We start from the raw sequence: 23753 nt of genomic DNA on the forward strand, positions 1-23753 counted from the left end.
CAACTCAATCCAGCTTTCCGAATTTAATTTACTGCCTGCATGAGATAAGACGGGTAAGTAAATACCAAATTTGCTTGGTGACAATAGCATTGTGGTCCCACCTGATCCCATCCCGAACTCAGAAGTGAAACGCAATCGCGCCGATGGTAGTGTGGGGTCTCCCCATGTGAGAGTAGGTCATCGCCAAGCGCCTAATTAAACGATAAAGCCAGCTGAATAAGCTGGCTTTTTTGTTTTTCGCGTTTGCCATTTTTAGATTGTGATTTTGAAATCATTTATTCCAATTTTCAGCCTCTTTCACTCACCCCCGCTAATGTGCGCTAAATCGCGACTTGCAACCTATTTTCTTCACGTTACTGAACCATACCTGCCGATGGCAACTCTTGCTATTACTTCAGAGGTTACTTACCTTATGCAGTAATTTATTGGGGTAGCTAAGGATCTATGATGAAGTTAGAGATGATTTGCACTGGGGAAGAGGTGCTGTCGGGTCAGATTGTTGATACTAACGCGGCCTGGTTTGCCAGCACTATGATGGAGCATGGCATTGAGATCCAACGACGAGTGACTGTGGGGGATCGCCTCGAGGACTTAATTGCGGTTTTCCAAGAGCGTAGCTTGCATGCCGATGTCATCTTAGTGAATGGCGGCTTGGGTCCGACCAGTGATGATATGTCTGCCGAAGCAATGGCTAAGGCTAAGGGAGAGTCTCTGGTTGAGAATCGCGAATGGCGTCAGCATTTAGAAGATTGGTTTACGCGTAATAACCGTGAGATGCCAGTCAGTAATTTGAAGCAGGCGATGCTGCCTGAGTCTGCAGTGATGGTGGATAACCCCGTCGGTACGGCCTGTGGATTTAGAGTGAAGTTGAATCGAGCTTGGTTATTCTTCACCCCAGGTGTGCCATTTGAACTCAAGCATATGGTGAAGGAACAATTTATTCCTTTTATCCGTGAAGAGTTTGACCTCGATGCTAAGGTGGCGCTGAAGAAGTTGCTGACCATAGGTCATGGTGAGTCTTCCCTTGCCGACAAAATTGAGCCATTGGAGTTGCCTGAGGGGATTACCATTGGTTATCGCTCCTCAATGCCACATATTGAGATTAAGATCTTTGCCCGCGGTGAGAAGGCGATTGCTTTGCTGCCACGGGTGACTGGGCACATCAAAATGGTGCTGGGTACTGCGGTTGTCGCCGAAGATAAAGCGACGCTTGCCGAGGAAATCCATGCGAAGTTACTGAATTCTGGCTTGACCTTGAGTGTTGCCGAGTCATGCACGGGCGGGATGATTACTAGTCAGTTAGTGGATTTCCCAGGCAGTTCTTCTTATTTACAACACGGTCTGGTGACTTACAGTAACGAGTCTAAGGTACGAGTGTTAGGCGTTAATCCGGCGACGTTAGACGATCACGGCGCAGTGTCTATTCCCACGGTCGAAGAAATGGCCAAGGGCGCGCGTGCTATCTTAGACAGTGATTTTGCCTTAGCGACCAGTGGAATAGCGGGACCAGATGGCGGAACCGAAGAGAAGCCCGTCGGTACGGTAGCAATTGCCTTGGCAACCCGCAGTGGCGTCTACAGCCAAATGATAAAACTGCCGCGACGTTCACGGGATTTAGTGCGTAGCTTAAGTGCGGCAGTGGCCTACGATATGTTAAGACGTGAATTACTCACAGAAGCTGTGATTGTAGATTATCAATCGATAGGGCGTTTCAGCAAGTAACTCTTTGGATGCTGAAGGGTTTTAGTCAGTCTAGCTGAATTAATAAAAAATGCTCCCGAGGGAGCATTTTTTATGGCGAATGATTTGCAACACAAGCCGCTATTTAGTGAATTTAAGGACTAATTTGCCAGGGACGACTTGAATGCTCTCGGTCATCTTGGCCATCAGCGCTTGATTGCTGTCCTTCGTATCGAGAACATAAACTGGCTGATTCTCGAGGAAATGCCTTAAGTAGCCCATAACCTGTGGCGTCGCGCTACTGATGGCTTTCTCGATATCCTTAGGGGTTGATTCGACTTTCACCAATTCAAGCTGGCGCAGGTAGACGCTGTGGGTGGCACTGTCATACCAAGGCTTGGCCTCAAAGGTGGTTGAAAGCTGCGCCTTCAACGGAAAAATAGGATTAGTGATGGACACTTGAGTAGCCGCACTGACGCTCATAGTGTCAGGCTTTTCGCCGAGTCTGACACTGATGTCGTTAATGCGCACTTGCGCGCCCACGAGTTGATTACCTTGTTTCACCTCAAAATGGATCTCTTTGCTGAGATACTGCTCCATTTCATGCTCGCTAATACTGTACTGCGTGACGCAGCCGCCAAGCAGTACAGATAATCCCAAGCAAAGGCTAAGCGTGAGTTTTTTCATTAACCTGTGTTTCTCATGCCCGCCGCGACACCGGCAATCGTCAGCATTAAGGCGAGTTGCACGTGTTCGGAAGCGGGAGCTTCGGTTGTTTCCTTGCGAGTACGAGCTAATAACTCGGTCTGCAGGAAGTTTAATGGATCGATATAGGGATTGCGCAGTTTGACTGATTCGCGATTCCACGGTGTATGCGCCATTAAGGTATCCGATTTAGTCAGCTCCAGCACCACTTTAATACCGAGATCTAAACGCTGGCGTAAAGTTTCGCCTAAGTGGTGAAGATTGGGCGGTACTAAGCAGGTTTCGTAGTAGCGCGCTAAGTTAGGTTCCGCCTTGGCGTACACCATCTCCAGCATGGAAATCCGCGTGCTAAAGAAGGGCCATTCGCGCTCCATATCCTGTAGCAAGCCTATTTCGCCACGTTGGCAGGCCGCCTGTAATGCTTCACCGGCGCCTAGCCATGCTGGCAACATTAAGCGGTTTTGAGACCAAGCAAAAATCCAAGGAATGGCACGTAAGCTCTCGATACCGCCATCGACACGGCGTTTTGCCGGGCGACTGCCTAATGGTAGTTTGCCCAGTTCAACCTCCGGAGTGGCTGCGCGGAAATAAGGCACAAAATCCGGCTCTTCACGGACAATACCGCGGTAAGCACTCACTGACTCCTCAGCAATTCGCTCCACACAATTGCGCCATTCCTGCTTAGGCTCAGGCGGCGGAAGCAAGGTCGCTTCTAACACCGCTGAGGTGTACAGGGCTAAGCTTTGCACCGCCAATTTAGGCAGGCCGAACTTAAAGCGGATCATCTCACCTTGTTCGGTGACGCGAATACGACCATCAACTGAGCCGGGCGGTTGTGACAGAATCGCTTTGTGAGCTGGGCCGCCGCCGCGACCAATACTGCCACCACGACCATGGAACAGCGTCAGCTTCACGCCAGCCTGTTTACAGACGGCGACTAACTGCTCCTGAGCACGGTATTGCGCCCAAGCGGCCGCCATTACACCCGCGTCTTTGGCCGAGTCTGAATAACCGATCATCACCTCTTGCATACCTTTGGTGTAACCACGGTACCAGTCAATATCGAGCAGTGCGGTAATACACTCGGCGGCGTTATTTAAGTCGCTTAAGGTTTCAAATAGCGGCACAACACGCATCGGATGAGTGCAGCCGGTTTCTTTGAGCAGTAATAATACGGTTAATACATCTGAAGGCTTGCTCGCCATCGAGATCACATAGGAGCCCAACGCCTTCGCCGGATGCTTAGCAATTAAGCGGCAAGTGTTAAGCACTTCGGCCACATCGGCGGAAGGTTGCCAGTTACTCGGGATCAGCGGGCGACGGTTACTGAGTTCGCGGAGTAAGAAGGCTTGTTTTTCGGTTTCATCCCAATGATTAAAGTCACCCATACCTAGATAACGGGTTAACTCTGCAAGAACATCGCAGTGACGGCCTGCATCTTGGCGGATGTCGAGCCTTAACATATGGATGCCAAAACAAGCGAGACGGCGCAGAATGTCGAGGAGTAAACCGTTAGCAATCAAACGCATGCCGCAGTCACATAAACTCTTATACAGCATCTCTAGCGGCGCTTTAAGATCGCTTTCTTGCCAAATCAGCGTCGATTTATCGACTTCTGGGTTATGTCCTTCGATGCGGGCGTTTAAGTAGTCGATGGTGTCGCGTAGTTTTTGTCTTAATGAACGCAGCACAAAACGATAGGGTTCGCAACTATTGTTGGTATATGCCATCAACTCGCTGTTGGCTTCTTCCATCGATAACTCGCCAACCAGCAACACTATATCCTTGAGGAATAAACGGGCAGCGGCATGGCGATTACGATCTAACACTTCTTGGGTGACTTTAGCGGTCACAAAAGGGTTGCCGTCGCGATCGCCACCCATCCAGCTTGAGAAACGTACCGGTGCGATATCGATAGGCAATTGCTGGCCTGTGCGATCTTGTACTTGATCGTTGAGCTGCCTTAAAAAGTCGGGCACAGCATGCCAGAGGGATTCTTCAATCGTCGATAACCCCCAGCGGGCTTCATCCACAGGCGTTGGGCGTTCACGGCGAATTTCATTGGTGTGCCAGATTTGGGCGATTAACTGGCGCAGACGCAGATTAATTTGGCGGCGCTCTCTGTCCGACAGTTGATTGTTTTCTTGCTCGGCGAGGCAATCCACAATCGCAGCATATTTTTGGATCAGTGTGCGGCGAGAGATTTCCGTTGGATGCGCGGTGAGGACTAAGTCGATATCCAGCGTTTTTAAGCAATCCAACATCTTGGTTTGATCGATACGGCCATTCAGCATGCGGCCAAGCAACTGTTCGACCGGATCCGGTACGCAAACCAGCTCATCGCAGTTACGGCTAATAGTATGAAATTGTTCGGATAAGTTTGCTAAGTTGAGGAATTGGTTGAAGGCTTTGGCAAAAGGCACTAACTCTTCATCGGGGAGTGCGGTGAGCAGTTCTAGCATTTGCTCACGTGCCGCTTCGTCGCCACGGCGGGAATCTTTTGCGAGTTTACGAATTTGCTCAACCTTCTCGAGGAAAGAATCACCGAGGTGGGTGCGCATCGTATCGCCTAAGATTTGCCCTAACATACTCACGTTCGATCTTAACGACGCATACATGTCGGTCACATTGTCTGCCACATTACCTGCCATAGTTACTCCGAATTGAAAAATATAAAAATCCGCAATATACCCAAACAACCTGTAGGTGATGAGAGTCTTCAGGTCGCTTGGGTATATAGCCCGCTAGCACAATACCCACCACTGAGGGCAATGGTCAACAGCAGAACTTATAACTTATACGACTGGCTTATCTTATATGCAACTAATCACGATAATTGTTGAAGAATATTCAATATAAATGCGAGCTAACGCAATATTTTATTATGTTTAGTGGAAGTGAATATGAACTGCATCATTTTCGGCTTTGCGGGTATGTGTATTCGGTGTTAATAAAAAGGACTGATTTTTCCGTCTTTCATCTATAGATAACTGAGTTATTAAGCAGTTAGTGAAGTATTGTGTTATTTGCTAAGCGTGCTTGAACGCAGATAAAAGATAAAATTTAATAAAAATATATATTCACATATATTGCATAAATAGATCTTTGTGGTAGTCTAGCCAGCAGTTGAGATGAGTCACCCCTTGTGACCTGTAGAGTAAATATCATGATGTATAGCGTTAAGCCGTCAGTGAATAAAATAACGACCCATTACGATTTCCTACGACGATAGTCTTGTCATCATAGATATACGCTGGTGCGTGTACGCTATTCATCTATTCTTTAAGTCTCTTTGATTCGGTTTATAAAAATACATATGAAAAACATCGCCATTATCGGTGCCAGTGGTTACACAGGCGCACAACTAACAGCTTTAGTCCATGCGGAGTCTGAATTAGCGATTCAAGGTCTGTATGTCTCTGAAAATAGTTTAGATAAAGGTAGAGCTTTAGCAGATTTGTACCCTGTCTACAGCCACATTGATTTAGCTCTGTCACCACTGATCGAAGAAGCTAAGGCGAAGATCGTCGCCGAGGCGGATGCCGTGGTGTTAGCGACCGAACATTCGGTGAGTTTGCATTTAGCGGCTTGGTTCTATAACCAAGGTTTAGCCGTGTTTGACTTGAGCGGTGCCTATCGTTTCAGCGATGTGGCACAGTACCCCAAGTGGTATGGTTTTGAGCACGAATATCCTGAAGTGTTGGCCAAGGCTGTCTATGGTCTCGCCGAGTGGAATGCCAAAGAAGTCGCCGCGACTAAAATGATTGCTGTGCCAGGTTGTTACCCAACAGCATCATTAACAGCATTGAAACCATTAAAGAATTTACTGACGTCAGCCTATCCAGTGATCAATGCGGTTAGTGGTGTGACGGGCGCGGGTCGTAAGGCACAGCTGCATACCAGTTTTTGCGAAGTGAGCCTCACACCCTACGGCGTATTAGGCCACAGACATCAACCCGAAATTGCCACTCAACTGGGGCAAGAGGTGATCTTCACGCCGCACCTAGGCAACTTCAAGCGCGGCATTTTAGCGACCATCACGGTACAGCTAAAACCAGGCACTACCACTGCCGATGTGGCTGCGGCATACAGTGTGTATGACCAAGCTCCGCTGGTGACAGTGAAACAGAACCAGTTCCCGAAAGTGGATGATGTGGTGCTGACCCCGAATTGCCACTTAGGTTGGAAGTTTGATGAGAACAGTGGCTACTTAGTGGTTGCCAGTGCGATCGACAATTTGATGAAAGGCGCGGCGAGCCAAGCCCTGCAATGCATAAAGATTCACTTTAACCTTTAACCGTTCATCCTTATTTAAGAGAGTCGTCAAGATGTCTACCAACAACTCAGTATTAGTTCTTAAAGTCGGCGGCGCCCTGCTGCAGTGTGAAATGGGGATGGCGCGTTTAATGGATACCGCCGCAGTAATGATCGCTAATGGTCAGCAAGTGCTGATGGTGCATGGCGGCGGCTGTTTGGTCGATGAGCAATTAGCCGCAAACGGCATGGAAACCGTCAAGTTAGAAGGCCTGCGGGTGACCCCGCCGGAGCAAATGCCGATCATTGCTGGTGCACTGGCCGGAACATCAAACAAGATCCTCCAAGGCGCAGCGACAAAGGCTGGGATTGTGAGTGTGGGCATGAGCTTAGCCGATGGCAACACAGTATCGGCCAAGATCAAAGATGAGCGTTTAGGGTTAGTGGGCGAGGTTTCCCCTAAAGACGCCACTTACCTCAAGTTTATTCTGTCCCAAGGTTGGATGCCGATTTGTAGCTCAATTGCCATGATGGACGATGGCCAAATGCTGAACGTGAACGCCGACCAAGCGGCGACGGTATTAGCTAAGTTGGTCGGTGGTAAGTTGGTGTTGCTATCGGATGTGTCTGGCGTGCTGGATGGTAAAGGTCAATTAATCCCTTCACTGAATGGTAAGCAGATTGCCGATTTGGTGAAGCAAGGCGTGATCGAAAAGGGAATGAAAGTAAAAGTAGAAGCTGCGCTCGAAGTGGCGCAGTGGATGGGGCAGGCGGTTCAAGTTGCCTCATGGCGTGATGCAAGCCAATTAGTCGCATTAGCAAAAGGTGAGGCCGTGGGCACACAAATCCAACCATAAGCGGAGTAGGTTATGAAGCATTTACTATCGATAAAAGAGTTAACCCAGCAACAGTTGCTGGATCTGATTACCTTAGCCAAGACGATTAAAGCGAATCCCGCTGAATATCGTCATGCGCTGGACGGTAAGAGTGTGGTGATGTTATTTGAAAAGCCATCCCTACGTACTCGTGTTAGCTTCGATATCGGTATTAACAAGCTCGGCGGCCACTGTTTATACCTAGACCAACAGAATGGTGCCTTAGGTAAGCGGGAATCGGTCGCAGACTTTGCTTCTAACCTGTCCTGTTGGGCCGATGCTATTGTGGCGAGAACTTTCTCCCACAAGACCATCGAACAATTGGCCGAGTTTGGCACTGTGCCTGTGATAAATGCGCTTTCGGATTTATATCATCCCTGCCAAGCGCTGGCCGATTTCTTAACTTTGGCCGAGCATTTTGAAAATATCAGTGATGTTAAGCTAGCGTACGTAGGTGACGGTAATAACGTGACGAATTCATTGATGTATTGCGCGGCCATTCTCGGTGCCACCATGACAGTGATCTGCCCTGCGGGTCACTTTCCTGATGGCTACGTCGTGGCCGAAGTACAAGAACTTGCCAGCCGATATGGCGGCAAAGTTGTACTGACTTCAGATATTGGTGCTATCGAAGGTCACGATGCTATCTATACTGATACCTGGATTTCCATGGGTGATCCAACACCGTTAGCGGAAATTAAGGATAAGTTTGCACCTTATCAGGTCAATAAGGGCTTGATGGCGAAAGCGGGTGCTCACTTCTTTATGCACTGCTTACCCGCTCACCGCGGTGTTGAAGTGACCGATGAAGTGATGGATGGCGAAGGCTCCTTGATCCTGCAACAAGCAGAGAATCGGATGCACGCCCAAAACGCAGTACTGGTAACCCTATTTAGTTAATTTAACCCTGTTTAGCAGCCTACTTTCTCCAAGGTGAGAAACGAGTTATAGGAATTTAAGATGTCTATCGAGAACAAAAACACTGGCGTGAAAAAAGTCGTTTTAGCCTATTCGGGTGGTCTAGATACTTCGGCCATTATTCCTTGGTTAAAAGAAACCTACGACAACTGTGAAATCATCGCCTTTTGCGCTGACGTAGGTCAGGGTGAAGAAGAGTTAGTGGGTCTGACTGAAAAGGCATTAGCTTCTGGCGCCTCAGAATGTCATATCGTCGATCTGAAAGAAGAATTCGTTAAAGATTACATCTACCCAACCATGGCAACGGGTGCTATCTACGAAGGTACTTACTTGTTAGGTACTTCAATGGCGCGTCCAATCATTGCTAAGGCGCAGGTTGAAGTGGCACGTAAAGTGGGGGCCGATGCCCTGTGCCACGGTTGTACCGGTAAGGGTAACGACCAAGTGCGTTTTGAAGGTTGCTTTGCGGCATTAGCACCTGATTTAAAAGTGATTGCACCATGGCGTGAATGGACCATGCAGAGCCGTGAAGATCTGCTGGCTTACTTAGCTGAGCGTAATATCAAGACGTCGGCTTCTGCGACTAAGATCTACAGCCGTGATGCTAACGCATTCCACATTTCCCACGAAGGTGGCGAGTTGGAAGATCCATGGAACGAGCCAAGCAAAGGTGTGTGGACGCTGACTGCCGATCCAGAAGATGCGCCAAATCAAGCAGAATATGTGTCACTCGAAGTTGAACATGGCCGTGTGACTAAAGTAAACGGTGAAGCATTAACACCTTACGCTGCACTGATGAAGCTGAATGCCATCGCTGCACCACATGGCGTGGGTCGTATCGATATCACCGAAAACCGTTTAGTGGGCATGAAGTCTCGTGGTTGTTACGAAACTCCAGGCGGCACTGTGATGTTTGCTGCGCTGCGCGCAATTGAAGAGTTAGTACTGGATAAAACCAGCCGTACCTGGCGTGAGCAAGTGGGTGCCCAAATGGCACACTTAGTGTACGACGGTCGTTGGTTTACACCTCTGTGTAAGTCGCTGCTGGCAGCATCTGAGTCATTAGCCGAGTCTGTTAACGGTGAAGTTGTGGTTAAGCTCTACAAAGGTCACGCGATTGCCGTTAAGAAGCGTTCGCCAAACAGCTTGTACTCTGAAGCGTTTGCCACCTTCGGTGAAGATCAAGTGTATGACCAGAAACACGCTGAAGGCTTTATCCGTCTGTACTCGTTAGCAAGCCGCATCCGCGCGCTCAACGCTAAGTAATAGGCAGACTCAAAGGGCGCCTAGCGCCCTTTTTTATATCTTAAGTTTTAACGTATTCAAAGCAGTGACCGAGGGGATTGAGCATGGCTTTATGGGGTGGAAGATTTCAGGGCGAAACCAGCGCGCTATTTAAATTATTCAACGATTCACTGCCTGTGGATTACCGTTTGTTTGAGCAGGATGTGGTCGGCTCTATCGCTTGGGCCGATGCGATTGCCAGTGTCGGCATTATCACTGCCACTGAATGCAGCGATTTGAAGAAAGCACTGAACGAGCTGCTGGTGGAAGTGAAGGGCGATCCTGCGATTATTCTCGCATCGGGCGCGGAAGATATTCACAGCTTCGTGGAGTCGGCGTTGATCGCTAAAGTCGGCGATCTGGGGAAAAAACTCCATACGGGCCGTAGCCGTAACGACCAAGTCGCTACCGATTTAAAACTCTGGTGCCAATCCGAAGGTGCGGCATTAGTGGCTCGCCTGCAAACCTTACGCAGCGAACTTATCGCGCTTGCTGAGCGTGAATTCGATGCTGTTATGCCGGGTTATACTCATTTGCAACGTGCTCAACCAGTCACGTTTGGCCACTGGTGCTTAGCCTATGTGGAGATGATTGAGCGTGACCTTGGCCGCTTAACTGATGCCCTAAAGCGTGCCAATACCTGTCCGCTCGGTTCGGGCGCCTTGGCGGGAACAGCCTATCAAATGGATAGACATGCGCTGGCTGCGGCACTGAACTTTGCATCGCCAACCTTAAATAGTTTGGACAGTGTGTCGGACCGCGACCATGTAGTTGAGCTATGTTCTACGGCTTCAATCAGCATGATGCACTTAAGCCGTATGGCCGAAGATTTGATTTTCTTCAACTCGGGTGAAGCGGGTTTTATCTCATTAAGTGATGAAGTGACCTCGGGCTCATCGTTAATGCCACAAAAGAAAAACCCCGATGCGCTGGAGCTTATTCGCGGTAAAACGGGCCGTGTGTACGGCAGTTTAGTGGGTATTCTCACCACGATGAAGGCATTGCCTCTGGCCTACAACAAAGACATGCAGGAAGACAAAGAAGGCTTGTTCGATGTGGTCGACAGCTGGGCAATCTGCTTAGATATGGCCGCATTAGTGTTATCAGGCTTAGTCGTTAATCGCCCGAATGCGCTGTTAGCCGCGCAGCAAGGTTATGCCAACGCGACCGAATTGGCGGATTATCTGGTGTCAAAAGGCATGCCGTTCCGCGAAGCGCACCATGTGGTCGGTGTGGCTGTCGTTGCCGCGATCGCCAAGAAGATCCCGTTAGAAGCCTTCTCTCTCGCTGAGTTTAAAACTTTTGCCGATATCATCGAGGCGGATGTGTATCCCAACCTCACTATCGAAGCCTGTTTGGCAAAACGTGATGTCCTCGGCGGCACGGCGCTGACTCAGGTGAAGCAAGCCATCGCGGCGAAGAAAGTTGTTTAATGCTTTAATCGAGTAATAAAAAACGCGACTCTAGGGTCGCGTTTTTTTATGGTGATTCATTCTATTGGAATAAATCGTCTGTCGGCGCATCGATGAATAGGTTGTTTTCATCTTGGCTTTCACTGATATATTCCTTGGGTTCAGTGCCCGAGATAAAGTATTCAAATGCGCTAGTGTAGTCTGTCTTACGAGTCAGCTTGCCGGTCGCAAGATCGATCCGCACCGAGACAATCCCTTCTGGCGGAATCGCTGTGGTTTCGGGTACGCCCTTCAGCACGTTATTCATAAACTCGTTCCAGCCTGGGCCTGCGGTCTTAGCGCCCGCCTCGGTACCCGTAATTTGATCCTTCTCACCGTTGGAGTTCCATGCGGTTCTGCCTAACTGGCGACCGTGGTCATCAAACCCTACCCAGAAGGTACTGGTCAGTGTCGGACCAAAACCACTGAACCAAGTATCGCGTGATTCGTTGGTTGTACCCGTTTTACCTGCAATATCATGACGTTTGATTAACTGCGCCGCACGCCAAGCTGTACCTTGCCAGCCTGTGCCTTTACTCCAATCGCCACCACCCCAGATCACGCTCTTCAGCGCTTCGGTGATCAGGAATGCCGTTTGTTCAGAGATAATTTGCGGAGCATAACGGCCTGTTTGCTCGAAGCAATGGGCGACAGGTTCATCGGTTTGAGTGGTTGGCTCACCAAAACTCATTGGATCGCTGCTAGGCTGCACAGAGCTGTTGTTAGGCTTACAGGCTAAGGTTGGATTTGCCTTCTCAATCACATTACCGAAGGAGTCTTCTACTCGTTCGATATAGTAAGGTTCAACCAAGAAGCCACCGTTCGCGAACACGTTGAAAGCGGTTGCCACTTGTAGCGGGGTGACCGAAGGAGAACCTAAGGCTAACGACTCGTTACGAGGTAAGTCGTTAGGGTCAAAGCCAAACTTAGTCAACTCGGCGATGGCTGCATCTAAACCAATATGGCGCATGGCGCGAACCGACATTACGTTGATCGATTGCGCTAAGCCCACACGCAGACGTGTTGGACCGCCATAGATATCGGGCGAGTTTTTAGGACGCCACGCAGTACCTTGGCTAATATCGGGTTTGTTAATCGGTGCGTTGTTAATCAGAGTCGCGAGGGTAAAGCCTTTCTCTAATGCCGCAGCATAGATGAAAGGTTTAATATTCGAACCTAATTGACGTTTCGCTTGGGTCACGCGGTTGTACTGGCTTTGGCTGAAGCTGTAGCCACCCACTAAGGTACGGATTGCACCATTTATTGGGTCGAGTGCAACAGTGGCACTTGCCACTTCTGGCACTTGCGATAATTGTAAGTATTGACCGTTATCGCGGATCCAAATGCGCTCACCGACTTTTAGCATATCGGAAGCCGATTTTGGCACCGAGCCTTGGCGTTTATCGGTGATAAATTTACGCGCCCATTTTAGGCCATCCCACTTAATGACTTTGGTTTCGCCCTTGGCGGTTAACACGCTGGCTTGCTGACCATCGATGCTTAATACCGCAGCAGGTTGCAACTCTTGTACAGGCGTAATTTTTGCGAGCTCGGCTTTGATTTGTGCATCGTCCGGCTTGGCGTCGGTCCAAAGAACCGCCGCAGGACCACGGTAACCGTGGCGCTCATCATAGGCATAGACGTTATTGCGTAATGCTTGCTGTGCTAGCAGTTGCTGCTCTGATGAAATCGTGGTGTAGACGTTATAGCCATTCGTGTAGGCCTCTTCTTCACCGTATTTTTGCACCATGTAATCTCGAGCCATTTCAGAGATATAAGGGGCGTAAAGGTCGATTTCAGCGCCATGGTATTTGGCGACGAGCGGCTCTTGCACTGCAGCTTGATATTCTGCTTTGCTGATGTAACCCACTTCGTTCATTCGCATCAATACCACGTTGCGGCGTGCGAGTGCGCGTGAAGGGGAGGTAATAGGGTTTAGGGTAGACGGTGCTTTAGGGAGGCCCGCGATCATACTCATTTCGGAAAGCGTGAGATCTTGTACGTTTTTACCAAAATACACTTGAGCAGCCGCGCCAACACCATAGGCTCTCTGACCTAAATAAATACGGTTAACGTAGAGTTCTAAAATCTCATCTTTAGTTAACAATTGCTCGATGTGGTAGGAAATAAAAATCTCCTTCACTTTACGAATAATGGTCTTGTCGCGGGTCAGGAAGAAGTTACGCGCCACCTGCATGGTGATAGTACTCGCGCCTTGTTTCTTTTCACCCGTGGTGAGCATGACGATTGCGGCACGCATCACCCCAACAGGATCGATACCGCCGTGCTCATAAAAGCGTGCATCCTCGGTGGCGAGGAAGGCTTGGAGCAGCGGTTTAGGCACTTCTTCGAGTTTCAGCGGAATGCGACGCTTCTCACCAAACTGAGAGATGAGCTTGCCATCGCTACTGTAAATGCGCAAAGGTGTTTGTAATTGCACATTTTTTAGTGTCGATACATCCGGCAGATCCGGCAAAACATAAAAGTATGCTGCAACAATGGCGCCCACGCCCAAAAGGGCTAGACTGAATAGAGCTATAACAATACGTTTTAACCACTTCACCTAAATTGATCCTAATGTTCAGTTAAGTGCGACAGTATATAAGGCGCGCACGTTTGGGTGAAGCAAAAACGTGACGTCCCTAAAATAGCGTTTGTAAAATCTTGAAACATTCTATACAAATACGTATAACGGGTTGATTTTGTGCTAATCTCTTTTACTACTGAATACAAATAATAAAGTGACAACGGACTATGCTTTCAAATTTATGGAAGCGTCAGGCTCCGCAAATGGTCGGGATTGATATTGGTTCCCATGAAGTAAAGGCTATTCTGCTGAGTAAGACTGCTGATGGATATAAAATACTAAGTCATGCAGCGGTTCCCGTAAAAAAGGGGGCTATTAACGATCATGATATTCGTGATGCCGATGCCGTTGTTGAATGTCTCAAACAGATTAAGCGTATTTTGCCAAAGTCGGTTAAATATGCAGCGGTTGCGGTCTCAGGTTCTGCGGTGATGACTAAGGTTATCTACATGGATGCCTCGCTGAGCGAGGAGGAAATGGAAGCGCAAATTGAGATTGAAGCCGATAACCTGATCCCATACTCCCTCGATGAAGTTAGCATTGATTTTGAAACCTTAAATGTCAACAGCACCGATCCTTCTAAGGTTGATGTGCTGCTTAGCGCGTGCCGCACTGACAATATTGATGCCAGAGTCGATGCGCTCGATGAAGTCGAGCTCGAAACCAAAGTTGTTGATGTGGAGGGTTATGCTCTGGGCAGAGCCGTTGAGTTGGTGCTAGGACAGTTACCCGAAGGCGCTCGACAGAAGGCGGTGGCCATGGTCGATATTGGCGCCAACATGACGACCTTCAGTGTGGTGGAGTCGGGCGAAACGACTTTTATTCGTGAGCAAGCCTTTGGCGGTGAGTTATTTACTCAGTCGATTCTGTCTTTTTATGGCATGTCCTACGAACAAGCAGAGAAGGCCAAAATTGAAGGTGATTTGCCACGTAATTATATGTTCGAAGTGCTATCTCCCTTCCAAACGCAATTACTGCAACAAATTAAACGAACGCTGCAAATTTATTGTACGTCGAGTGGCAAAGATAAAGTCGATTATCTCGTATTATGCGGTGGAACATCTAAACTGGAAGGCATGGCTAACTTATTAACGAATGAGTTAGGCGTCCACACGATTATTGCCGATCCTTTCCAAGGGTGTCTGCACGCGGATGAATCCGTTAAAAATATACTGCAACCTAGCATTAGCAAATATATGGTTGCTTGTGGCTTAGCGCTGAGGAGCTACGGTCAATGGCGAACATAAACCTGCTTCCTTGGCGTGAAGAAGCAAGAGAAAAGCAGAAGCGCGATTATATTGGAATATTAGCGGCGGTATTTTTAGGCTCGGCAGTTTTAGTCTATGTTGCCTTGTCTTTACTCGACATGATGACCGATGAACAGCGCGGACGTAATGCTTATTTACAGTCCGAAATTCAACAACTCGATGCGCAAATCGCCGAGATTAAAAAGATCACCGAGCGTAAGAAAGATATTGAGCGTCGTACCGAGATCATTTTGAACCTTCAGCAATCCCGTAATTTGCCGACACACGTATTAGATGAGCTGGTGCGTATCGTGCCGCCCGGAATATATCTATCTAGTCTAGAGAAAAAAGGCAGTTTATTACTGATTGAAGGCCGCAGTGAATCGAACAACAACGTGGCCAACATGATGCGTAAGGTGAAGGCATCCGAATGGTTAACTGATCCCAATATGCAATCTATCGTGTCTCAAGATGATGAGCTAAGACAATTACAACGCTTTAGCTTAAGAGTGAGCATTAAAGGCGCCATGGCTGATGAGCCTATTAAAACGGCAAAAGGAGCGAGTAAATGAAGCTCGATCTAAGTCAGTTTAATGATATCGATTTTGAGAACATCGGCGGTTGGCCAAATCAAGTCAAAGTATTTTTCGCTGTGCTATTGGCGCTTTGCGTGTTCGCTGCGGGTTATTTTCTCGTGGTTTCGGATGCTATCGATGTGTATAACGCGGAGCAAACAAAGGAAGAGCAGCTGAGAGAGGATTTTAAGACTAAATATCAGCTTGCCGCCAACCTTAAATTATACCGTGAACAGTTAGCTGTGATGGAGGAGCAATTTGCCGAGCTACTCAAAATGCTGCCCTCTGAAAATGAAATGCCAGGGCTGCTCGATGACTTAACCTTTGTGGCCACTGACGCCGGATTACGGATTAATAGCTTAAATTGGGAACCTGAAATTCAACGGGATTTCTATATTGAGTTCCCGATAAAAATGTCGGTCACAGGTGATTATCATCAAATCGGCAATATGGTCAGCGGCGTGGCTAAACTGCCTCGTATCGTCAGCTTGCACGACTTTACGATTAAGCGCGACGAGAGCGGTAATCTGGCCATGGATATTCTGGCGAAAACCTATCGCTTTAAAGAGGGGGCTGAATTACCACCCGAAAAGCCTGCCAAAAATAATGCCAAAAACAAGGGGAAGAAATAATGAAACTCTTACCTCTGTTAGCATTAAGTCTTTTTTTAATGGGTTGTGTTGGCGATCGTAGTGATTTAGAGCTATTTGTTACTACTACCAAGGCACAGCATGTGGCGCATATTCCACCCTTAAAAGAGCCGCCTAAGTTTGAGCATTTTGCGTATCAAGCCGAATTAATGCGTAGCCCCTTTGTCCCACCTTCTCGAGAGTTAACGGAAGAAGTGGTTGATACCAGCAAAAACTGCTTACAGCCGGATTTAAAACGTCGTAAAGGCCGTTTAGAAACCTATGCTTTAGACAATCTAAAAATGCGCGGCACCTTAAGCGAAGGAAATTCGATTTGGGCGCTTATTGAGACCAATGATGGCAGTGTATATCGGATGGGCGTAGGTGAGTATCTTGGATTGTTTAATGGACATATAGCGAAAGTGACTTCTCAAAATGTGGAAGTTGTAGAATTAATTCCGGATGGTTCTGGTTGTTGGTCTGAACGGACAAACAACATCGAACTTTCTGGAAAATAACAAGCGAAGGATGAGGGAATAATGAAATCTTCTGCCGCGATAAAAATCCCGTTATCGTTTTTATCTTCAGGCTTAGCCAAGTCTGTTATTGGGATCGCATTAGTATTTGGATTTTTGCCATCGAGTTTTGCGGCAAATAGGTTGATGGATGTCAAATACCATGCTCTTGTCGATCATCAATTAGAAGTCGAGTTAGTATTTGAGGAGGCAATTAGCGCACCCACAATTGACTCTAATGCGTCTCCTGCACAGTTGGTATTAACCTTCGATGACAGTATTTCTGGCCTGTCTAAGGACCGCCTGCCGATTAATCAAGTCGGTGTGAAGGACATAGTGACGGCGCAGCAAGATACCCATTTAATGGTGACGTTGGGTTTATCTAAGGTTAAGTCATATCAAGGTAGTGTCGTTGGTAATTCTTATCGTTTAACCATTAACGATGAAGTTGCGGGATCACAAGTTGGCAATAATCCGTTCGTTAATAGCGTTAAAAATATCGATTTTCGTCGCAATGCAAATGGCGGTGGTGATTTATTAGTCTATTTGAATAATCGCTCGGTTGCCGCGAATGTTGAACAAATTGGTGCCAAGCTTGAGGTTCAGCTTTACAACACAGATATCAACAGCGACTTGTTATATGTGATGGACGTGCAGGATTTCTCCACACCGGTAAAGCATTTTGAAACCTTTAAGGACGATTTAACGACTCGGATTTTAGTCGATGTCTCGGGTAACTATGAGTTCAATTACAAACAGGAAGATAATCTCTTTAGGCTCTCAATTAACAAAGTAGAGCGCGCTGCGGCGACCAAAGAGGTCAAGAAATATAACGGTAAAACCCTTTCGTTAAATTTCCAGAATATTTCAGTCCGTACTGTGTTGCAGATTATTGCCGACTATAACAACTTCAACTTAGTTACCAGTGACACGGTTGAGGGAGATATCACCTTAAGACTCGATGACGTGCCTTGGGACCAAGCATTGGATTTGATTCTGCAAACCAAAGGACTCGACAAGCGTATCGAAGGTAATATTCTGATGGTGGCGCCAAGTGAAGAACTGGCGATTCGCGAAAGCCAAAACCTCAAGAATAAGCAGGAAGTAAAAGAGCTTGCGCCACTCTACTCAGAGTATCTGCAAATCAACTATGCCAAGGCGACTGATATTGCCGAGTTACTCAAAGGGGCAGATTCTAGTTTATTGTCGCCACGTGGTTCAGTGGCCGTCGATGAGCGTACCAACACAGTGTTAGTGAAAGATACCGCTGAAATCATCGAGAATATCCATCGTTTGGTCGAAGTGCTCGATATTCCTATCCGCCAAGTGTTGATTGAATCTCGCATGGTAACGGTAAAAGACGACGTGTCTGAAGATTTAGGTATCCGTTGGGGCGTGACTGATCAGCAGGGTAGCAAAGGGACGTCAGGAACCCTTGAAGGCGCAGGCAGCATTGCCAATGGTACTGTGCCAACGCTGGATAATCGTCTGAATGTGAATTTACCTGCGGCGGTGACAAACCCAACCAGCATCGCTTTTCATGTGGCAAAGCTTGCCGATGGCACCATCTTAGATTTAGAGCTGAGTGCGCTTGAGCAGGAAAACAAAGGTGAGATTATCGCGAGCCCTCGCATTACCACCTCTAACCAAAAAGCGGCGTATATCGAGCAGGGTGTGGAAATCCCTTATGTGCAATCCACTTCCAGCGGTGCGACGTCGGTGACCTTTAAGAAGGCGGTATTGTCATTAAGAGTGACACCACAAATTACTCCTGATAACCGCGTGATTCTGGATCTTGAAATCACTCAAGACTCTCAGGGTAAAACGGTAGATACTCCCACAGGTCCGGCAGTTGCTATTGATACTCAACGTATTGGTACGCAAGTGTTAGTGGATAATGGTGAGACCATTGTGCTCGGTGGTATTTATCAGCAGAATTTAATCAGCCGCGTGAGCAAGGTGCCTATCTTGGGTGACATTCCTTTAGTTGGTTTCTTATTCCGTAACAGTACCGACAAGAATGAACGCCAAGAACTGTTGATTTTCGTGACGCCTAAAATTGTGAACGAGAAACTCTAATCGTTTGTTACGAGTCGAATAAAGCCAGCATACCTTGCTGGCTTTATTGTGTCTGAAATACAATTCTTATCATAAATAGCGTGCATCACTTGCCAGACTAGACATGAAACTGAGATAATCCTCGGTCAAGTCTCATTAGAGCAAGGTAACATACAGTAGGTCGGCTTGTTCATGAGTCGACATAGGCATACTTTTCATTAAGATTCAGACGTACAAGAAATGGCTGAAAAACGTAATATTTTTCTGGTAGGCCCAATGGGCGCAGGTAAAAGCACAATTGGTCGCCATCTGGCGCAAATGCTGCATTTAGAATTCCACGATTCAGATCAAGAGATTGAGCAACGCACAGGCGCCGATATTGCTTGGGTGTTTGACGTTGAAGGCGAAGAAGGTTTCCGCCGTCGCGAAGCTCAGGTTATTGCTGATCTGTCTGAAAAACAAGGTATTGTCCTTGCCACTGGCGGTGGTTCAGTTCAGAGCAAAGATATCCGTAATCATTTATCTGCTCGCGGTATCGTGGTGTATCTCGAAACCACTATCGACAAACAGGTTGCGCGCACTCAAAGAGACAAGCGTCGCCCATTACTGCAAGTAGATGATCCGCGAGAAGTATTAGAAAACCTCGCAGAAATCCGTAACCCTCTGTACGAAGAAATTGCTGATGTGATCGTTAAGACCGACGATCAAAGTGCAAAGGTTGTTGCGAATCAAATCATTGAGCAATTAGGTTTCTAGGCAGAATGACAAAACAAATTCAGGTTGATTTAGGTGAACGTAGTTATCCCATTTATATTGGCCAGAGTTTGATGAGTGATGGCGAGACCTTGTCTCGCTACCTGCTGAAAAAACGTATCCTTATCGTCACCAATGAAACTGTCGCGCCCTTGTATCTTAAGCAGATCCAAGACACGATGGCTTCGTTTGGTGAGGTAACCAGCGTCATCCTTCCCGATGGCGAACAATTCAAAGATTTAACGCATTTAGATTCCATTTTTACGGCTTTGCTGCAACGCAATTATGGCCGTGATTCAGTGCTGGTGGCTCTCGGTGGTGGAGTTATTGGTGACATGACGGGTTTTGCCGCAGCCTGTTACCAACGTGGTGTCGATTTTATTCAAATTCCGACCACGCTATTATCACAAGTAGATTCCTCCGTTGGCGGAAAAACCGCCGTTAATCATCCGCTTGGCAAAAATATGATCGGGGCTTTTTATCAGCCACAGATCGTTATTATAGATACTGAATGCTTACAGACCTTGCCCGCGCGAGAATTCGCTGCGGGGATGGCAGAAGTCATTAAGTATGGCATCATGTGGGATGGTGAGTTTTTTCAATGGCTTGAGAACAATGTTGAAGCATTGAAAAGCCTAGATACTCAAGCTTTGGTCTATGCGATTTCTCGCTGCTGTGAGATTAAAGCCGATGTCGTGAGCCAGGATGAGACCGAGCAGGGCGTCCGCGCGCTATTAAACCTTGGGCATACTTTTGGTCATGCGATCGAAGCCGAGATGGGCTATGGTAATTGGCTGCATGGTGAAGCGGTTGCGGCTGGCACAGTCCTTGCTGCACAAACGGCTAAGTCCATGGGATTGATTGATGAGCCAATTGTTCGTCGTATTGTGCAATTGTTCCACGCTTTCGATCTGCCAGTAACAGCGCCGGAATCGATGGATTTCGACAGTTTTATTAAACATATGCGTCGCGATAAGAAAGTCTTAGGTGGTCAGATCCGGCTGGTACTCCCGACGGCTATTGGTCGAGCTGATGTCTTTAGCCAAGTTCCGGAATCTACCCTAGAACAGGTTATCTGCTGCGCATAAACCTTGTGTGGTGGATGAGTGACGTTTCAGGGGCAAGTCTTGCTTCCTTCACAGGAAGCCCTCGTAGAAAGATTACATCATGTGGCCAGTTATAGCGACCAGCTACTGGTGCTAGTGGGTGCGCACGGTTCGGGTAAGACGACACTGCTGACTGCGTTAGCCACAGATTTTGATGAGTCGAATGCAGCGTTAGTCATTTGTCCTATGCACGCCGACAATGCTGAAATTCGTCGCAAGATTTTAGTGCAATTGGTGTCATCTCCGATTTTTGATGATGAAATCTCCCTCGCTGAAACCATACTGCGCGTCGCGCCGAAACAAAGTAAGCCGCTGCACATCATTATCGATGATGCTCATTTACTCTCTAAAGAATTGTGGGCCGAGTGCATCATACTCAATCAAGTGCAATGCGCGGGTCAGCGTATCGCCGTGACGTTAGCTGTACCGCCTGCATTTCTAGCCGACTTACTCCCTCAGCTGCCAGAGTCGTTAAGACGACAAATTCTGCCAGTCAGCATTGATCCCTTAAGCCTGCCGGAGCGCGAGGCGCTGTATCAAACCTTGCTGCGATATAGTGACCAAAATCCGTTTACGCCAAGGGATATAGTGCGTGCTCAGCTCGAGAAGCAAACGGGCACTCCTCAGGAGGTGGTGTCCTTGCTGGAGCTGGCTCTACATGGTCAGGGTGAGAAAAAATCAGTATGGACACAATACAAAGTCGCGCTAATTGGGCTCGCCAGTGTGTTGATTGCCATAGTAATTTGGCTTGGTCTGGCTAAACCCTTTTCCAGTGAGCCAATTCCCGAGGTCGTGACTTATCCTGCTGTGGATTCCGCGGAGTTTCTTGCCCATGGCAAACAGATACTAGCGCCGTATTTTAGGCAGCGATCCGAGTCGTTAGCGCAGGCATTATTAGCGGAAGCGGTGGAACAAGCGGACCCATTGGCTAAGTTCCATGGGGAAGAGCCTCAAGTGGAAGGAGAGACTGGCATAGCGCCACCAGTCGATGAAGCGACAAGTAAGGGCGACAGAACCGTCACCGAGGTTGATGAGGCAGAGCCTGCGCCAGCTCCTACAGAGCACGCGAAAGATGACTCCGCTACTCAGGTGGTGAATGCAACTCCTGAGCCTGTATCGGTGCGGCCGAAAACGGGCTATGCGATCCAAATTGCGACCGTTTCACAACGTGAAACTGTACAGTCGCTCCTTAAGAAACTGCATAATGTGCCAGAGGTGCGAGTCGCCAAATACAAACAGTTTTGGGTGGTATTAGTAGGGCAGTTTAACGACAGTCAATCGGCACAGCAGGCGGCCGCAGAATTGGTCAAAGAGTATCATCTTAGCCAACCCCTGATAAAAAAATGGGCAGAACTCGGCGGTTATCAACTACAAGAAACGCGCTCAAGCGGTGAAATCTCAGAATAAACAGAGTACAATCATGGCCTTTATTTTTGTCGGCATTCATCAAGTTAAATGATCAAAAAACATAGAGCCTTCCTGAAATGGGCCGGCGGAAAATTTAAATTGGTGGATGAGCTCGCGAACTACTTACCGACAGGTGAGCGATTAGTTGAGCCCTTTGTCGGCGCAGGTTCAGTCTTTTTAAATACTGACTACCCCAGCTATTTACTCTGCGACATCAATCAAGATCTGATTAATCTCTACAACATAGTGAAAGAAAGGCCTGCCGAATACATTGAGGCGGCCAAGAAGCTATTCGTCGATGAGATGAATCAAAAGGATGCCTACTACCGCGTGCGTACAGACTTTAATAAATCCTGCGATCCTTTTTTGCGCTCGGTTTATTTTTTGTACTTGAATCGCCATGGTTTTAATGGTCTATGCCGTTATAACCGCAAAGGGGGCTTTAATGTGCCCTTTGGCTCCTACAAGAAACCGTATTTCCCTGAGAAGGAAATTCTAGCCTTTTCAAAGAAAGCTCAGCGCGCCGAGTTTAAGTGCATCGGCTATGAAAAAGCCTTCGAGCAAATCCGTACAGGCGATGTGATCTATTGCGATCCGCCTTATGCGCCACTCTCGATCACTGCAAGTTTTACCACCTATGTCGGTGCCGGTTTTAGCTTGGATGATCAGGCGCTGCTAGCGCGTTATTCGCGGCATATGGCGTTAGAGCAACGCATTCCTGTCGTGATCAGTAACCATGATATTCCACTGACACGTGAGTTGTATCGCGGTGCCCACCTTGCCAAGATCCAAGTGCAGCGCAACATTAGCCAAAATGGCAGTGGTCGCAACAAAGTCGACGAGCTGATTGCGTTGTACGACGAGAATTATGATCCGCAGGATGATTGATACTGGGTTGTAGTATCGAGTGGTTTAACCAACGACTTGGCTAACAAGCAGAATCAGGCTGGCGACTAAGGCAATCGCTAATACTATCCCCATCAAGATATAGGGTAATGGTGAGTTGGTATGGAAGTCTTTTTGACGATTTCTATCTGACTGCACCCCAAAGAAGGCGGCTATTGTACTGTGAAAGACTTGCCAGATCCGGCTGAGCATCAATAGGACTGTTGTGAATTAGCGGGCTTCAGGTCATCGATAGGTTTGTCTTGATGACCATGGAGTAGTTCAAGCAAGTCAACAAAATGGAACTGGCTAGAGCGATTTTTACCAGTGAGCCAAGTCTTCCAGCTTAAGGTTTGCGTCTGTTCGGCACAGCGATTATTTGGATGGCTGCTAGGTAAGCTGTTGTTGTAGCGGGTATCGCTGCTGCAAGCGCAGGCAGAGGTATCGTTACTCGCGGTGAGTTTTTCCACGCCAAAGGCTAAGGAGGCGACTACCACTGCGGTAAATGCCAACATCATTGATGACTTAAAGGTCACCGAGCCTAAAATGTGTGAAAACTGTGTTAACCGCCCCTTCATGATACTTCCTTTGCAACCACTAAATGATCCACGATAGCGACCCGAGTATAACAAACTCGCTTAGTTTATGAACAATAATTTATCAATCTTCACTAAAATCTTTCTAACGCTTCAGCATCTCCTTGAGTTTACCGTACGTTATGAGTGCGCCAATTGCGCCTCTATTGGGTTTCAATCGCGATAAATGTGGCATTTGCTATAGAGGCATGACCTAGCTAAGGGTAAAATAAGGCACTTTTTGTTCAA

20 protein-coding genes and 1 rRNA gene are annotated in these 23753 nt (G+C 47.7%); 16 read left to right on the top strand and 5 right to left on the bottom strand.

Annotated elements, in window-relative coordinates:
• Positions 1–73: 73 nt before the first annotated feature.
• Positions 74–189: ribosomal RNA gene (gene rrf / locus ACUZ8J_RS01500) — 5S ribosomal RNA — on the top strand.
• A 258-nt stretch (positions 190–447) separates the two neighbouring features.
• Entirely contained in the window at positions 448–1722 is a 1275-nt protein-coding gene (locus tag ACUZ8J_RS01505) for a CinA family nicotinamide mononucleotide deamidase-related protein (protein WP_041416675.1), read from the top strand.
• A gap of 99 nt (positions 1723–1821) precedes the next feature.
• Here the strand turns inward: ACUZ8J_RS01505 and ACUZ8J_RS01510 are convergent, their stop codons facing one another.
• Together ACUZ8J_RS01510 and ppc are read right to left on the bottom strand one after the other, a co-directional pair.
• A complete protein-coding gene (locus ACUZ8J_RS01510) occupies positions 1822–2367 on the bottom strand; it encodes a DUF1439 domain-containing protein (RefSeq protein ID WP_086904083.1) in 546 nt (181 codons plus the stop codon).
• Entirely contained in the window at positions 2367–5036 is a 2670-nt protein-coding gene (ppc, locus tag ACUZ8J_RS01515) for a phosphoenolpyruvate carboxylase (RefSeq protein WP_086904084.1), read from the bottom strand. Before ppc ends, ACUZ8J_RS01510 begins: the two co-directional genes overlap by 1 nt.
• Before the next feature lie 665 nt (positions 5037–5701).
• Here ppc and argC point away from each other — a divergent pair.
• The 5 genes from argC to argH all read left to right on the top strand — a co-directional run bounded on the left by argC (position 5702) and on the right by argH (position 11149).
• A complete protein-coding gene (argC, locus tag ACUZ8J_RS01520; RefSeq protein WP_446692863.1) occupies positions 5702–6682 on the top strand; it encodes an N-acetyl-gamma-glutamyl-phosphate reductase in 981 nt (326 codons plus the stop codon).
• 31 nt (positions 6683–6713) lie between these two features.
• Complete coding sequence (gene argB / locus ACUZ8J_RS01525) at positions 6714–7496, top strand: acetylglutamate kinase (RefSeq protein ID WP_203432533.1); 783 nt, start codon at positions 6714–6716, stop codon at positions 7494–7496.
• A gap of 12 nt (positions 7497–7508) precedes the next feature.
• Complete coding sequence (locus ACUZ8J_RS01530; protein ID WP_011624429.1) at positions 7509–8414, top strand: ornithine carbamoyltransferase; 906 nt, start codon at positions 7509–7511, stop codon at positions 8412–8414.
• 60 nt (positions 8415–8474) lie between these two features.
• Complete coding sequence (locus ACUZ8J_RS01535) at positions 8475–9698, top strand: argininosuccinate synthase (RefSeq protein WP_011624428.1); 1224 nt, start codon at positions 8475–8477, stop codon at positions 9696–9698.
• An 83-nt stretch (positions 9699–9781) separates the two neighbouring features.
• Positions 9782–11149 carry an argininosuccinate lyase gene (gene argH / locus ACUZ8J_RS01540; RefSeq protein ID WP_446692864.1) on the top strand — a complete coding sequence of 456 codons (1368 nt, stop codon included), beginning with the start codon at positions 9782–9784 and terminating at the stop codon, positions 11147–11149.
• Between the two features lie 61 nt (positions 11150–11210).
• Here argH and ACUZ8J_RS01545 read toward each other — a convergent pair whose 3' ends face one another.
• Positions 11211–13730, bottom strand: coding sequence for a penicillin-binding protein 1A (locus ACUZ8J_RS01545; RefSeq protein ID WP_446692865.1), 2520 nt, complete (start codon positions 13728–13730; stop codon positions 11211–11213).
• 191 nt (positions 13731–13921) lie between these two features.
• Between ACUZ8J_RS01545 and ACUZ8J_RS01550 the strand changes: the two genes are divergently transcribed.
• From ACUZ8J_RS01550 to ACUZ8J_RS01590, 9 genes are all read left to right on the top strand, one after another.
• A complete protein-coding gene (locus ACUZ8J_RS01550) occupies positions 13922–15001 on the top strand; it encodes a pilus assembly protein PilM (protein WP_086904088.1) in 1080 nt (359 codons plus the stop codon).
• The gene (locus tag ACUZ8J_RS01555) at positions 14989–15573 is read left to right on the top strand and encodes a PilN domain-containing protein (protein WP_086904089.1); all 585 of its coding nucleotides are present in this window, start codon (positions 14989–14991) and stop codon (positions 15571–15573) included. The genes ACUZ8J_RS01550 and ACUZ8J_RS01555 overlap by 13 nt, the downstream gene beginning before the upstream one ends.
• Positions 15570–16208 carry a type 4a pilus biogenesis protein PilO gene (locus tag ACUZ8J_RS01560; RefSeq protein ID WP_446692866.1) on the top strand — a complete coding sequence of 213 codons (639 nt, stop codon included), beginning with the start codon at positions 15570–15572 and terminating at the stop codon, positions 16206–16208. Before ACUZ8J_RS01555 ends, ACUZ8J_RS01560 begins: the two co-directional genes overlap by 4 nt.
• On the top strand, positions 16208–16723 hold the full coding sequence (locus ACUZ8J_RS01565) for a pilus assembly protein PilP (protein WP_011718625.1): 516 nt from the start codon (positions 16208–16210) through the stop codon (positions 16721–16723). Before ACUZ8J_RS01560 ends, ACUZ8J_RS01565 begins: the two co-directional genes overlap by 1 nt.
• Positions 16724–16744: 21 nt before the next feature.
• Entirely contained in the window at positions 16745–18799 is a 2055-nt protein-coding gene (locus tag ACUZ8J_RS01570; RefSeq protein ID WP_446692867.1) for a type IV pilus secretin PilQ, read from the top strand.
• A 219-nt stretch (positions 18800–19018) separates the two neighbouring features.
• Positions 19019–19534, top strand: a complete 516-nt coding sequence (gene aroK, locus ACUZ8J_RS01575; RefSeq protein ID WP_011718623.1) for a shikimate kinase AroK — start codon at positions 19019–19021, stop codon at positions 19532–19534.
• Positions 19535–19539: 5 nt separating this feature from the next.
• Positions 19540–20619: a 3-dehydroquinate synthase gene (gene aroB / locus ACUZ8J_RS01580; RefSeq protein WP_446692868.1), complete on the top strand. Its 1080-nt coding sequence runs from the start codon at positions 19540–19542 to the stop codon at positions 20617–20619.
• Between the two features lie 18 nt (positions 20620–20637).
• Positions 20638–22044 carry an AAA family ATPase gene (locus ACUZ8J_RS01585; RefSeq protein ID WP_446692869.1) on the top strand — a complete coding sequence of 469 codons (1407 nt, stop codon included), beginning with the start codon at positions 20638–20640 and terminating at the stop codon, positions 22042–22044.
• A gap of 48 nt (positions 22045–22092) precedes the next feature.
• A complete protein-coding gene (locus tag ACUZ8J_RS01590) occupies positions 22093–22932 on the top strand; it encodes a Dam family site-specific DNA-(adenine-N6)-methyltransferase (RefSeq protein WP_446692870.1) in 840 nt (279 codons plus the stop codon).
• Between the two features lie 24 nt (positions 22933–22956).
• Here the strand turns inward: ACUZ8J_RS01590 and ACUZ8J_RS01595 are convergent, their stop codons facing one another.
• Positions 22957–23142 carry a DUF2970 domain-containing protein gene (locus ACUZ8J_RS01595; protein ID WP_446692871.1) on the bottom strand — a complete coding sequence of 62 codons (186 nt, stop codon included), beginning with the start codon at positions 23140–23142 and terminating at the stop codon, positions 22957–22959.
• Entirely contained in the window at positions 23142–23507 is a 366-nt protein-coding gene (locus ACUZ8J_RS01600) for a hypothetical protein (protein WP_249556415.1), read from the bottom strand. The genes ACUZ8J_RS01595 and ACUZ8J_RS01600 overlap by 1 nt, the downstream gene beginning before the upstream one ends.
• Between the last annotated feature and the right edge of the window lie 246 nt (positions 23508–23753).

This window comes from Shewanella sp. Koi 1 (genome assembly GCF_052907445.1).